This window comes from Kribbella lupini (genome assembly GCF_039529595.1).
GTDB lineage: Bacteria > Actinomycetota > Actinomycetes > Propionibacteriales > Kribbellaceae > Kribbella > Kribbella lupini.
Genome location: NZ_BAAANC010000006.1, coordinates 34,199 through 46,665, shown reverse-complemented (window position 1 = coordinate 46,665; position 12,467 = coordinate 34,199). Strand labels below are relative to the sequence as shown.

The 12,467-nt window shown below is 70.5% G+C and carries 10 protein-coding genes and 1 pseudogene; 1 reads left to right on the top strand and 10 read right to left on the bottom strand.

Annotation, left to right across the window (positions count from 1 at the left end; all coding sequences use genetic code 11):
- The first annotated feature begins 114 nt into the window (after positions 1-114).
- Positions 115-681 carry a class I SAM-dependent methyltransferase gene (locus ABD235_RS38690; RefSeq protein WP_184796113.1) on the top strand — a complete coding sequence of 189 codons (567 nt, stop codon included), beginning with the start codon at positions 115-117 and terminating at the stop codon, positions 679-681.
- 208 nt (positions 682-889) lie between these two features.
- Here ABD235_RS38690 and serA read toward each other — a convergent pair whose 3' ends face one another.
- The 10 genes and pseudogenes from serA to ABD235_RS38640 all read right to left on the bottom strand — a co-directional run bounded on the left by serA (position 890) and on the right by ABD235_RS38640 (position 12,453).
- Positions 890-2,488: a phosphoglycerate dehydrogenase gene (gene serA, locus ABD235_RS38685; protein WP_344183490.1), complete on the bottom strand. Its 1,599-nt coding sequence runs from the start codon at positions 2,486-2,488 to the stop codon at positions 890-892.
- A gap of 98 nt (positions 2,489-2,586) precedes the next feature.
- On the bottom strand, positions 2,587-3,816 hold the full coding sequence (locus ABD235_RS38680) for a S1 family peptidase (RefSeq protein WP_344183488.1): 1,230 nt from the start codon (positions 3,814-3,816) through the stop codon (positions 2,587-2,589).
- 104 nt (positions 3,817-3,920) lie between these two features.
- Complete coding sequence (gene ilvC / locus ABD235_RS38675) at positions 3,921-4,943, bottom strand: ketol-acid reductoisomerase (protein ID WP_184806177.1); 1,023 nt, start codon at positions 4,941-4,943, stop codon at positions 3,921-3,923.
- A gap of 84 nt (positions 4,944-5,027) precedes the next feature.
- On the bottom strand, positions 5,028-5,699 hold the full coding sequence (ilvN, locus tag ABD235_RS38670) for an acetolactate synthase small subunit (RefSeq protein WP_425553223.1): 672 nt from the start codon (positions 5,697-5,699) through the stop codon (positions 5,028-5,030).
- Positions 5,700-7,502, bottom strand: a pseudogene (locus ABD235_RS38665) (acetolactate synthase large subunit); the annotation flags it as partial. It lies immediately after the preceding gene.
- A gap of 240 nt (positions 7,503-7,742) precedes the next feature.
- The gene (ilvD, locus tag ABD235_RS38660) at positions 7,743-9,416 is read right to left on the bottom strand and encodes a dihydroxy-acid dehydratase (protein ID WP_344183487.1); all 1,674 of its coding nucleotides are present in this window, start codon (positions 9,414-9,416) and stop codon (positions 7,743-7,745) included.
- A gap of 21 nt (positions 9,417-9,437) precedes the next feature.
- Positions 9,438-10,409 (bottom strand): hypothetical protein, encoded by a 972-nt coding sequence (locus ABD235_RS38655; RefSeq protein WP_344183485.1) that lies wholly within the window; start codon positions 10,407-10,409, stop codon positions 9,438-9,440.
- A 77-nt stretch (positions 10,410-10,486) separates the two neighbouring features.
- A complete protein-coding gene (locus ABD235_RS38650) occupies positions 10,487-11,026 on the bottom strand; it encodes an AAA family ATPase (RefSeq protein WP_344183484.1) in 540 nt (179 codons plus the stop codon).
- Between the two features lie 63 nt (positions 11,027-11,089).
- On the bottom strand, positions 11,090-11,356 hold the full coding sequence (locus ABD235_RS38645) for a ubiquitin-like small modifier protein 1 (protein ID WP_344183483.1): 267 nt from the start codon (positions 11,354-11,356) through the stop codon (positions 11,090-11,092).
- An 8-nt stretch (positions 11,357-11,364) separates the two neighbouring features.
- On the bottom strand, positions 11,365-12,453 hold the full coding sequence (locus tag ABD235_RS38640) for a WD40/YVTN/BNR-like repeat-containing protein (RefSeq protein ID WP_344183481.1): 1,089 nt from the start codon (positions 12,451-12,453) through the stop codon (positions 11,365-11,367).
- Between the last annotated feature and the right edge of the window lie 14 nt (positions 12,454-12,467).

Genomic DNA, 12,467 nt, shown 5'->3' with positions numbered 1-12,467 from the left:
GGGTGCTCCAAAATTACTCTGGTGTCCGACTATTTCACCACAATGCGGGCAGCCTGTCCCACGATGTGAGATCTCAGTGACAGCACTGGACCGAAGCTGTGCAACTCTCAACCGGTGAGCGCTCCTCCAGAACTGCCGCCGCTGGTGTCGGCGGCCCTCAGCCTGTCCGGCCGGCGCGGATTCGTCAGCTCGACCCGTAACGAGACCGGCCGGCTGCTCGCGACCCTTGCGGCGTCGCGGACCGGTACGGTCGGCGAGCTCGGCACGGGCTGCGGGGTCGGCTCGGCCTGGCTGCGCAGCGGCGTGGCCGAAGGGACGAAGATCGTCACCGCCGAGAGTGACCCCGAGCTGGCCAAGGCGGTGGCCGAGCTGTTCGCCGCCGACGAGCGGATCGAGGTCGTCGAGGCGGACTGGACCGCGCTGATCGAGCGCGGCCCGTTCTCGCTGCTGTTCGTCGACGCCCGCGAGGCGAAGCTGTCCGCCCGCGACGTGGTCGCCGAGGTGGTCGAGCCCGGCGGTTTCGTAGTCCTCGACGACTTCACCCCGTCGGCGGTCTGGCCGCCGATGTACGAGGGCCGCGTCGACACCCTGCGCCAGGAGTGGCTCCAGGACAAGCGCTTCACCACCGTCGAGGTGATGGTCGCCCCCGACGCCGCCGTACTGCTGGCCACCCGCCGCTAGCTCGATGCCGCCAGGCGCCTCCCCCGGTCACCGGCGGGAGGCGCTGCTACGTCGGGCGGACAAACAGGTGGGCCCGAGCCGCACCTCCCGGGTGGGAGGGGCTCGGGCCCTGGCCGGCCGCCATGCGCCTGCGGGCGGCAGGCCGGTCCTGCTCTTCCAGTGTGACTGGCTCCTGGGGTCAGTGCGTCCCCAGGAGTGTCACGCCTGCTCAGGCCTCCAGGTCGACCGTACGCGCCGTGTCGGCCTGTACGGCGGACGCGATGTCGTCCAGCTTGGCCGGCGGGATGCTCGAGTCGACGCTCAGCGCGACCAGCGCCTTGCCGCCCTTGCGGTCCCGGCTGACCTGCATGCCGGCGATGTTGATGTCGGACTCGCCGAGGATCCGGCCGACCGCGCCGACGATGCCCGGGCGGTCCTCGTAGCTGAGGAACGCCAGGTGCGCGGACAGCTCGATCTCCAGGTCGAACCCGTCGATCTCGACCAGCCGCTCGGACTGCTTGACGCCGACCAGCGTGCCGGACACCGACACCTGCCCGCCGTCGGCCAGCGTGCCGCGCAGGGTGATCAGGTTGCGGTGCTCCGGGCTGTCGTGGTCGGTGACGAGCCGGACCTCGAGGCCCCGCTCGGCGGCCAGCAGCGGCGCGTTCACGTAGGAGACGTTGTCCTCGACGACGTCCGCGAAGACCCCCTTCAGCGCGGCCAGCTCGAGCACCTTCACGTCGTACTCGGTGATCTCGCCGCGGACCTCGACGTCGAGCTGCTGCGCGACGCCGCCGGCCAGGGCCGTGAAGATCCGGCCCAGCTTCTCGGTCAGCGCGATGCCCGGGCGGACCTCTTCGGCGATCACGCCGCCCTGGACGTTGACCGCGTCCGGGACCAGCTCGCCGGACAGCGCCAGCCGGACGGACTTGGCGACCGCGATGCCGGCCTTCTCCTGCGCCTCGTCGGTGGACGCGCCCAGGTGCGGCGTGGCGACGACGTTCTCGAACTCGAACAGCGGGGAGTCGGTGCACGGCTCCTTGGCGAACACGTCCAGCCCGGCGGCCGCGACCCGGCCCTCCTTCAGCGCGGAGTACAGCGCCTGCTCGTCGACGATGCCACCGCGGGCGGCGTTGACGATGATGACCTCGGGCTTGACCTTGTGCAGCTGCTCGTCACCGATCAGGCCGATCGTCTCCGGCGTCTTCGGCAGGTGCACGGAGATGAAGTCGGACGCGGCCAGCAGCTCGTCCAGGGACGCGAGCCGGACACCCATCTGCGCGGCGCGACCGGCCTGCACGTACGGGTCGTAGGCGATCACGTTCATGCCGAAGGCGGCCAGCCGCTGCGCGACCAGGACGCCGATCTTGCCCAGGCCGACGATGCCGACGGTCTTCTCGAACAGCTCGACGCCGGAGTACTTGCTGCGCTTCCACTCGCCGTTCTTCAGCGACTGGTCGGCGGCCGGGACCCGGCGGGCCGCGGCCAGCAGCAGCGCGACCGCGAGCTCGGCGGCGCTGACGATGTTCGAGGTCGGGGCGTTCACGACCATGACGCCGGCCTGGGTGGCGGCCTTGACGTCGACGTTGTCGAGGCCGACGCCGGCGCGGGCGACGACCTTCAGCTTCTTGGCCGCGGCCAGGGCCTCGGCGTCGACCTTGGTGGCGCTGCGGATCAGGATCGCGTCCACGTCGGCGATCGCGGGGATCAGCTCGGCGCGGTCGGCACCGTTGGCGTGCCGGATCTCGAAGTCCGGCCCGAGGGCCTCGACGGTGGCGGGAGAAAGCTCTTCGGCGATCAGGACGACGGGTCGGGTGACGTCAGTCATGACAGACAACTCCTGCTGGAAGCGGTAGGGGGCTCGATCGATCAGAGCACCGCGCTGTGCCCGCTGTCTGCGATGTTACCAGTTGCCCAGCGTCACCCTCAGTCGGTATCACACCCTGGCTGGTTGCCCTCGGTCTTGGCGCTGTCGATCCGCAGGCCCTGCTGCTCACGGACCAGGTGGTACCGGATCCGCAGCCGCCCGCAGGTGTGGCCGTTCGCCCCGGCGCTGTTCGGCGAGAAGAGCACGGTGAAGGTCAGCAGCGCGTCCGCGTTGTTGTCGCCTCCGGCCGCCGTGACCGCCTCCACCACCGGACGGAACGCGTACGACGTCAGGTGCTTCTTCGCGTCCTCCGCCGGGTCGCTGCGCGCCCGCAGGGCGTCGGAGTAGGTCGACTGCATCGCGACGAAGTCGTGCTTGTTCAGCGTGTCGAGGTACCGGCCCAGGATCTCCCGGACCTCGCCCGCCAACGGGGTGTTCGCGACCGCGAGGTCGGGCTCGACCGGGCTCTGCGGCCCGCGCGCCGGGCAGGTCCCGAGCTTCTGCGGCGTCAGCACCGCACTGCCGTCGGCGAACAGGCGCAGCTCGTCCAGGCCGATGATCTTGCTGGTGGCAACGGTTTCGCCGGCCAGCAGACCGATCACGCGGCCGTGCTTGTCCACCACCGGCGCCCCGAGCGCGCCGCCGTCGACGACCTGGCCCAGCTCGGCCGGCTGCTCCGCCGTACCGAGCTGGCGGGCGACCTGCTGACCATTGAGCTCGAAGCCGACCAGCGCCCGGTCGGCGGCCGCGTCGGGCAACTTCGGCGCGATGGTCGCCGTCGGCCGGTCGGCCGGGCCGGCCATCGCCAGAACCGCGACACCGTTGGGATTCGCGCCGCGCAGGGTCGCCCGGCGGACCTTGCCGTCCTGGGTCACGATCGCTACCGAGATCGGCTCGCGGACCGCCGACAGAGCGGTCAGCACGACACCTCCCGGCAGCATCACGCCGGACGCCTGGCCGGTGCCGTCACACGTCGTCGCCAGCACCTGCACCACCGCCGGTCCGGCCTTCGCCAGCACGTCCTCGGTGTCGAGGCTCAGGCTGTACGCCCGCACCAACCACCCGGCGGCCGCCCCGAGCACCAGCACGAACACCACCAGCGGCCAGACGAACCGCGGCCGGAACTTCGGCGGCAGCGGCTCCCCCGGCGCGTCGTCCACCGGCGCCCGGCGGCGCGGTTCGATCGTCGTCCGGGGTCCGAGCGCGGGCGGCGGATCGTCGTTCTCGACCGCCCACCCCGGCACCCGGCGCGGCGGGCGCGGCAGGTCGCTGCGACCCTGCTCAGCCATCGCTGCCCTCCCCTGTCCGGTCCAGTCCTGATTCTGTCAGACAGAAGAGCGACGCCCAGGCCACACACGGTGGCCTGGGCGTCGGTACGACGTACTGCGCGTGATCAGCGCGCCGCGGTGCCCTCGACGTAGTCGTCGGCGTCGTGCGACTTGACCCACGCCATCAGCGCGCGCAGGTCCTTGCCGACCGCCTCGATCGGGTGCGACTCGCTGGCCTTGCGGAACTCGGCGAACTCCGGCGCGCCGGCGTCCTGGTCGGCGATGAAGCGGGCCGCGAAGGTGCCGTCGGTGATGTCGTTCAGGACGTCCTTCATCCGGGCCTTCACCGACGCGTCGATGATCCGCGGGCCGGACACGTAGTCGCCGTACTCGGCGGTGTCGGAGACCGACCAGCGCTGCTTGGCGATGCCGCCCTCGTACATCAGGTCGACGATCAGCTTCAGCTCGTGCAGGCACTCGAAGTACGCGACCTCCGGCTGGTAGCCGGCCTCGGTCAGCGTCTCGAACCCGGCCTGGACCAGCGCGGAGACACCACCGCAGAGCACGGCCTGCTCACCGAACAGGTCGGTCTCGGTCTCCTCGGTGAAGGTGGTCTTGATGCCACCCGCGCGCAGGCCGCCGATGCCCTTGGCGTAGGCCAGCGCGAGGTCCCACGCCTTGCCGGTCGCGTCCTGCTCGACCGCGACCAGGACCGGGACGCCCCGGCCCTCGGAGTACTCGCGACGGACCAGGTGCCCTGGGCCCTTCGGCGCGACCATGAACACGTCGACGCCGGCCGGGGGCTTGATGTAGCCGAACCGGATGTTGAAGCCGTGACCGAACACCAGCGCGTCGCCGTCGACCAGGTTCGGCTCGATGGCCTCCTTGTAGAGCGCCCGCTGGGCCGGGTCCGGCGCCAGCACGACGATCACGTCGGCCTCCTCGCAGGCCTCCGCCGGCGTGACGACCCGCAGGCCCTGGGCCTCGGCCTTGGCGCGGCTCTTGGAGCCTTCCGGCAGGCCGACGCGCACGTCGACCCCGGAGTCACGCAGCGACAGCGCGTGGGCGTGGCCCTGGGAGCCGTAGCCGAGCACGGCCACGTTCTTGCCCTGGATCACCGACAGGTCGGCGTTGTCGTCGTAGAACATTTCTGCTGCCACTGGGAGCTCGTCTCCTTGATTCTTCTGGGTGAGGGGTCGGCGGGTGCCGGCCGAGTTACGGGGGTGGACCGCTCAGCCGTGCCTGGCCGGCGCGGCGGGACGGTGACCCGGCGGCGGCGCCGGCACCGGGTGGTTCGGGTTCGGGGTGGTGCCATTGGGGGCGGCCGGCTGACCGGTGGCCGGACGGGCCTGCAGCGCGGGGGCGCCGGAGGCCACGTGCGGCGGCGGCACCGGGACCGGGCGCAGCGAGCGGTCCGAGATGGACCGGCCTCCGCGGCCGATCGCGACCATGCCGGACTGGACCAGCTCGCGGACGCCGAACGGCTCCAGCACCCGCATCATCGCCTCGAGCTTCTCGGGGTTGCCGGTCGCCTCGATGGTGATCGCGTCCGGAGCCACGTCCACCACCTTCGCACGGAACAGCTGGACGGTCTCCAGCACCTGCCCGCGGGTGAGGGTGTCGGCCTTGACCTTGACCAGCACCAGCTCGCGCTGGACGGTCTGGGTCGGCTCCAGCTCGACGATCTTGATCACGTTCACCAGCTTGTTCAGCTGCTTGGTGATCTGCTCCAGCGGCTGCTCCTCGACGCTTACCGCGATCGTCATCCGGGAGATCTCCGGGTGCTCGGTCGGGCCGACCGCGAGGGAGTCGATGTTGAAGCCCCGCCGCGAGATCAGCGCCGCGATCCGGGCCAGGACACCGTGCTTGTTCTCGACCAGGATGCTCAGTGTGTGCTTGGACATTTACAGCTCCTCCGAGTCCCAGTTCGGGGCCATGTCGCGGGCGATCTGGATGTCGTCGTTACTGGTGCCGGCAGCAACCATCGGCCAGACCATCGCGTCGCGGTGCACGACGAAGTCGACCACCACCGGCGCGTCGGTGACCGCCATCGCCTTCTCGATCGTGGCGTCGACCGACTCCCGGTCGGAGCAGCGCAGGCCGACCCCGCCCATCGCCTCGGCCAGCTTGGCGAAGTCCGGGATCCGGGCCGAGTGCAGGTCGGTGTTGGAGTAGCGCTTGTCGTAGAACAGCGTCTGCCACTGCCGGACCATGCCCAGCGACTGGTTGTTGATCACGGCAACCTTGATCGGGATGCCCTCCAGCGCGCAGGTGACCAGCTCCTGGTTGGTCATCTGGAAGCAGCCGTCGCCGTCGATCGCCCAGACCGTCGCGTCCGGCCGGGCCACCTTGGCGCCCATCGCGGCCGGCACCGAATAGCCCATGGTGCCGAGACCGCCGGAGTTCAGCCAGTTCAGCGGCTTCTCGAACGGCAGGTAGTGCGCGGCCCACATCTGGTGCTGGCCGACGCCGCTGGTGTAGATCGCGTCCGGACCGGCGATCTGGCCGATCCGCTGGATCACGTACTGCGGGGAGAGGCTGCCGTCCTCCGGCTCGTCGTACCCGACCGGGTACTTGGCCTTGACCGAGTCCAGCAGACCGCGCCACGCGGCGTAGTCCGGAGTCTTGCCGTTGCTCGCGATCTCGGCCTTCAGCGCACCGATCAGGTCGCCGATGACCTCCTTGCAGTCACCCACGATCGGGACGTCGGCGTGCCGGTTCTTGCCGATCTCGGCCGGGTCGATGTCGGCGTGGATGACCTTGGCCTCCGGCGCGAACGACGACAGCTTGCCGGTCACCCGGTCGTCGAACCGCGCGCCCAGGCAGATCAGCAGGTCCGAGCGCTGCAGCGCGCCGACGGCTGAGACCGAGCCGTGCATCCCCGGCATGCCGAAGTGCAGCTCGTGGGTGTCGGGCAGCGCGCCGCGGGCCATCAGCGTGGTGACCACGGGGATGCCGAGCAGCTCGGCGAGCTCCTTCAGCTCGGCCGACGCCTTGGCGCGGATCACGCCACCGCCGACGTACAGCACCGGCTTCTCCGCGGCCGCGATCAGCCGGGCCGCCTCGCGCACCTGCTTGGGGTGCGGGCGGGTCACCGGGCGGTAGCCGGGCAGCGAGAGCTCGGTCGGCCACTGGAAGTCGACCATGGCCTGCATCGCGTCCTTGGTCACGTCGACCAGCACCGGGCCGGGCCGGCCGGTGGAGGCGATGTGGAACGCCTCGGCGATCGTCGAGGCGATGTCGTTCGGGTCGTTGACCAGGAAGTTGTGCTTGGTGATCGGCATCGTGATGCCGCGGATGTCGGCCTCCTGGAAGGCGTCGGTGCCGATCGAGGCGCTGGCCACCTGGCCGGTGATCGCCACCATCGGGACCGAGTCCATGTAGGCGTCGGCAATCGGCGTGACCAGGTTGGTCGCGCCCGGGCCCGAGGTCGCCATGCAGACACCGACCTTGCCGGTGGTCGAGGCGTAGCCCTGGGCCGCGTGCCCGGCGCCCTGCTCGTGACGTACCAGGATGTGGCGGATCTGGGTCGAGTCGAGCATCGGGTCGTACGCCGGGAGGATCGCGCCGCCCGGAATGCCGAAGACGGTGTCCACTCCGGCGTGTTCCAGTGCGCGGATCAGAGCCTGTGCCCCGGTCAGCTGCTCACTCATGAGTGCCTTCCCTTGTCCTGTCACGATGTTGGCTTTTCGCGACCGATCCATCCTCGCTCGTGTGGCCTTCGGCCGAACCTCTGGGTCTCAGATAGTCGCCCCGGCAACAACGGTGCCAATAAAAATGCCCCTTCTGCCGGGTTGGCTGAAGGGGCGCGCTCGACTCGGTGGTCGCGTCAGTCGGCGCGCCGCACAAGTACGAGGAGAATCGATCGCATGCAGGTAACAGTCGCCGACCACCGGCGATCTGGTCAAGTTCCCCGCTGAGTTGTCTCATTTCCTGAGATGGCTGTCTTAGATACAGACAGCCCCTTCCGAGGCCGAGCCGACCAGGCGGACGTACTTGCCGAGGACGCCGCGGGTGATCGCGGGCTCCTTGGGCGACCAGCCGTCGCGACGGCTCGCCAGCTCCTCAGCATCAACGTGCAGTTCCAGCGTGCGGTTACGCACGTCGAGAGTGATCCGGTCGCCGTCACGGACGAACGCGATCGGGCCGCCGTCGACGGCCTCGGGCGCGACGTGGCCGACGCAGAGGCCCGTCGTACCGCCGGAGAAGCGGCCGTCGGTGAGCAGCAGCACGTCCTTGCCGAGGCCCGCGCCCTTGATCGCGCCGGTGACGGCGAGCATCTCGCGCATCCCCGGGCCGCCCTTCGGCCCCTCGTACCGGATCACCACGACGTCCCCCGCCTTCAGCGAGCCGTCCTCGACCGCGTCCATCGCGCCGCGCTCGCCGTCGAAGACCCGGGCGGTGCCCTCGAACACGTCGGAGTCGAAGCCGGCGCTCTTCACGACCGCGCCCTCCGGTGCCAGCGAACCGCGCAGGATGGTGATCCCGCCAGTGCCGTGGATGGGCTTGTCGAGTGCCCGGATGATCGTGCCGTCGACGTCCGGCGGAGCGATGTCGGCAAGGTTCTCGGCCATCGTCCGGCCGGTCACCGTCAGGCAGTCGCCGTGCAGCAGCCCGGCGTCCAGCAGCGCCCGCATGACCACCGGGATGCCGCCGACGCGGTCGACGTCCGTCATCACGTACCGGCCGAACGGCTTCAGGTCGCCCAGGTGCGGCACCTTGTCGCCGACCCGGTTGAAGTCGTCGAGGGTGAGCGCGACCTCGGCCTCGCGCGCGATCGCGAGCAGGTGCAGTACGGCGTTCGTCGAGCCGCCGAGCGCCATCACCACGGCGATCGCGTTCTCGAACGCCTCCTTGGTCAGGATCTGCCGGGCGGTGATGCCCTTCTCGAGCAGCCCCACGACCGCCTCCCCTGACCTGCGGGCGAAGCCGTCCCGCCGGCGGTCCACCGCGGGCGGCGCCGCCGACCCGGGCAGCGACATGCCGAGCGCCTCGGCCGCCGAGGCCATCGTGTTCGCGGTGTACATGCCGCCGCAGGCGCCCTCGCCCGGGCAGATCGCACGCTCGACGGCGTCGACCTCCTCGCGGGTGATCAGGCCCCGCGCGCAGGCGCCGACGGCCTCGAACGCGTCGATGATCGTGACGTCCTTGTCGCCGAGCCGCCCGGGCATGATCGACCCGGCGTACAGGAAGACGCTGGCCAGGTCGAGGCGCGCGGCGGCCATCAGCATCCCGGGCAGCGACTTGTCGCAGCCGGCCAGCAGCACCGAGCCGTCCAGCCGCTCGGCCTCCATCACGGTCTCGACGGAGTCGGCGATGATCTCGCGGCTGACCAGTGAGTAGTGCATGCCGACGTGGCCCATCGAGATGCCGTCGGAGACGCTGATCGTGCCGAACTCGAGCGGGTAGCCGCTCGCCGCGTGCACACCGTCCTTGACCGCCTTCGCGAGCCGGTCCAGCGACAGGTTGCAGGGGGTGATCTCGTTCCAGCTGGAGGCGACGCCGATCTGCGGCTTGGCCCAGTCGTCGTCGCCCATCCCCACGGCTCGCAGCATCCCGCGCGAGGCGGTCGCTTCCAGTCCGTCGGTCACCGTCCGGCTGCGCGGCTTGATGTCAGTCATGCCTCGACTCTAAGCCCGCCGTCAGCGCCGGTACTCCTCCGCGAACGCCTCGAGCGGATCGCCGCTGTAGGCCCAGGGCAGGGTGCTGACCCGGTTGAACATGGCGTCCGCCGACGCCTTCCCGGCCTCCCGGTGGTTCTTCAGCAGGTACGCGTAGTAGTTGTGGGCGTCCAGGTCGGGCGCCTCGGGCGCGCGCCCCGGCTGCAGCCACTTCTCCCGTGCCACGATCAACGGATCGGCCCAGGTGCCGGCGAGTTTCGTTGCGGCGGCGATCTTCTTCACCGCGCTCGCGTCGCTGAAGTTGAACACGTGCAGCCGCGCCTCGGCGACGGCCTTGCCCAGCACGCCGCCCAGCACGCTGCCCGGAGCCGCCTTGTCCGCCGTCTCGGCGCCGAAGGCAAGCATCTCCTCGATGCTGGTCCCGTACCACTTCGGCGCGATCGCGTGCACCTTGTTGCCGTGCGCGGCGTAGCTCGTGGGGTGCCGTGCGATCGCCTCCTGGAACAGCGCCTCGTGCGTGTCCAGGTCGGCGCCGAGCCCGATCGCCACCCACTGGTAGACCGTCCACGGCGTCGCGTCGTCCGGCGCCACCTCGATCGCGAGCTCGACCACCTCGTGCGCGGTCCGCAGGATCCGGTGGAACGTCTCCGCCCGCTGCTCGGACACGTCCTTGGCCCGCCGCGCGGTCCGTACCTCCCACCCTTCGAGCACCAGCGTCTGCGCCAGCCACAGCAGCAGATCGGGGTCCTTCCCGCCGGCTTCCCCCAGCCGCGCCTCGAGCTGCTCCGACCGTCCCTTGGCCGCCTCCGAGAGACCGCCGTTCCAGACCGCCCGCCGGTCACCGGTCTGCTGCCTGAACCCGGCCAGCGCGGTGTCGAGGTCACCCGCCCCGACGGCCGCCACCGCGGCGTCCAGCTCACGGTCGGCCCAGGTGCGGTCGAGGATCAGCCCGTCGGTCTGCGGAAGGCGCTTCTTCCGCGAGAAGATTCCCATCGAGAAATCCTAGGGCTGCTTCTCGGTCGGCCCGCCCGTTCTGCAGCTTGCTGCAAAATCCTTGACCGGCAGGGGTTTCAGGCCAGCCGGAACTGCTTCGACGCGACCGCCCTGCGGACCTCGGCGGCGGTCTGCTCCGCGTCGAGCGCACTGGTGTCGATCACGTGCCGCTCGAGCTCGCCGAGATCCTTGAACGCGTCGTACAGGCCGGTGATCGCCTCGACGTCCTTCAGCTCGCCGTCGGGTCGTGCGTCGGCCCGCGCGAGCGTCGTCCCGAGGTCGGGCCGCAGCACGACGTACGACATCGCCAGCTGGTCGCGCTCGGCGGCGACGCGGAACGGCTTGAGGAACCACGGGCCGATGATCCCGTCGACGACGATGTCGTAGCCGCCGCGCGCGTAGGTCGTGGCGGTGGCGACGATCGCGTCGACCACCACCTCGTTCTGCTTCTGCGCGCCCGGCATGTACGGCGGGACGAAGCCGGTCTTGATCGCGCGGTAGTACAGGTCGGTCGTCAGGTGCACGGCCGGCCCCGCGGCGTCGGTCGCGACCAGCGCCGCGACCGTCGTCTTGCCCGACCCGGGCGAACCGGTCAGCAGGATCACTTCACCTGTCATGGCGGTGAACCTAGCGGTTGGGTGGCTCGAGCAACAGTCTTATTCCTGGTGCATGTTCTCTGGTCAGCCTCCCGCGACGCTGGGCAGGACGAGCAGCTCACAACCGTCCGGCAGCTTGGTGTCCAGGCCGTCGAGATCGCGGATGTTGTCGTTGCCGAGGTAGACGTTGACGTGCCGCCGCAGCGCGCCCTGCTCGTCGGTCAGCCGCCGGCGCAGCGCGGGGTGCTCTTGCTCCAGTTTCGTGAACGCCTCGCCGACCGTCGTCACCTCCTCGATCGCCACCTTCTCGCTGCCGCCGGCGAACGGCTGCAGCACCGTCGGCAGCTTCACCCGGACCGTCACAGCACGGCCGCGCGAACGGTGAGCACGTCGGGCAGGTGCCGGGCGACCTCGGTCCAGCTGTCGCCCGCGTCGGCGCTCGCGTAGACGCAGCCGTCCCGCGTCCCGACGTACACGCCGGCCGGCGTACCGGTGTCGGTGCAGAGCGCGTCCCGCAGCACCGGCGCGTACGACGGCACGTCGGGCAGGCCCTTGGTCAGCGCCTCCCAGGTCGCGCCCGCATCGCGTGAGCGGTACACGCGGCACTTGGCGTCGGTGGGGATCCGGTTGCCGTCGGCCACCAACGGGAAGACGTACACGGTCTCCGGTTCGTGCGGGTGGACGGCGATCGGGAAGCCGAAGTCCGAGGGCAGGCCGTCCGCGATCGACTTCCAGATCGCGCCGCCGTCGTCGGAGCGGTAGACGCCGTGGTGGTTCTGCGCGAACATCCGGTCCGGCATCGTGGGGTGACCGGCCAGCTTGTGCACGCACTGGCCGAACTCCGGATCCGGGTCGGGCATGAAGTACGCCTTGATGCCGTGGTTGGCCGGCTTCCAGCTCCGGCCGCCGTCCTCGGTCTGGTAGACGCCGCCGGTCGACATCGCGACGCTGACCCGGTCGGGGTCGGTCGGGTGCGGCAGCACGGTGTGGATCGCCTGGCCGCCGAACCCGGCGCCCCAGTCCTTGCGGTGCGGGTGGTCCCAGAGGCCGCGGACCAGCTCGAAGGTGACGCCGCCGTCGGTCGACTTCCACAGCGACGAGGGCTGCGCACCGGCGTACACGACGTTGGGCTGGTCAGCGGGTGCCGGCTGGATCTGCCAGACGCGTTCGACCGAGGCGTCGGCGTCCTTCGGGAAGCCGATCGAGCCCTCCGGCGGCTCGGCCCAGGACTTGCCGAGGTCGTCGGAGTGGAAGACGGCCGGGCCCCAGTGCTCGCTGGTCCCGCCGGCGAACAGGCGCGGCCGGTCGCCCCGCGTGTCGACGCCGACGGAGTAGATCCCCTGCATCTCGAAGTGCGGCCCGTCGAGCGTCCACAGCTGACGCTCGGCGTCGCTGCGCCCGATCCAGAGTCCCTTCTTGGTACCGATCAGCAGTACGGCCTCGGACATCGTCGTCCTCCAGG

Excerpts from the sequence above, each read along its gene's own strand:
- serA (WP_344183490.1), bottom strand. The coding sequence starts at position 2,488 with ATGACTGACGTCACCCGACCCGTCGTCCTGATCGCCGAAGAGCTTTCT.
- ABD235_RS38680 (WP_344183488.1), bottom strand. The coding sequence starts at position 3,816 with ATGGCTGAGCAGGGTCGCAGCGACCTGCCGCGCCCGCCGCGCCGGGTG.
- ilvC (WP_184806177.1), bottom strand. The coding sequence starts at position 4,943 with ATGTTCTACGACGACAACGCCGACCTGTCGGTGATCCAGGGCAAGAAC.
- ilvN (WP_425553223.1), bottom strand. The coding sequence starts at position 5,699 with ATGTCCAAGCACACACTGAGCATCCTGGTCGAGAACAAGCACGGTGTC.
- ilvD (WP_344183487.1), bottom strand. The coding sequence starts at position 9,416 with ATGACTGACATCAAGCCGCGCAGCCGGACGGTGACCGACGGACTGGAA.
- ABD235_RS38655 (WP_344183485.1), bottom strand. The coding sequence starts at position 10,409 with ATGGGAATCTTCTCGCGGAAGAAGCGCCTTCCGCAGACCGACGGGCTG.
- ABD235_RS38650 (WP_344183484.1), bottom strand. The coding sequence starts at position 11,026 with ATGACAGGTGAAGTGATCCTGCTGACCGGTTCGCCCGGGTCGGGCAAG.
- ABD235_RS38640 (WP_344183481.1), bottom strand. The coding sequence starts at position 12,453 with ATGTCCGAGGCCGTACTGCTGATCGGTACCAAGAAGGGACTCTGGATC.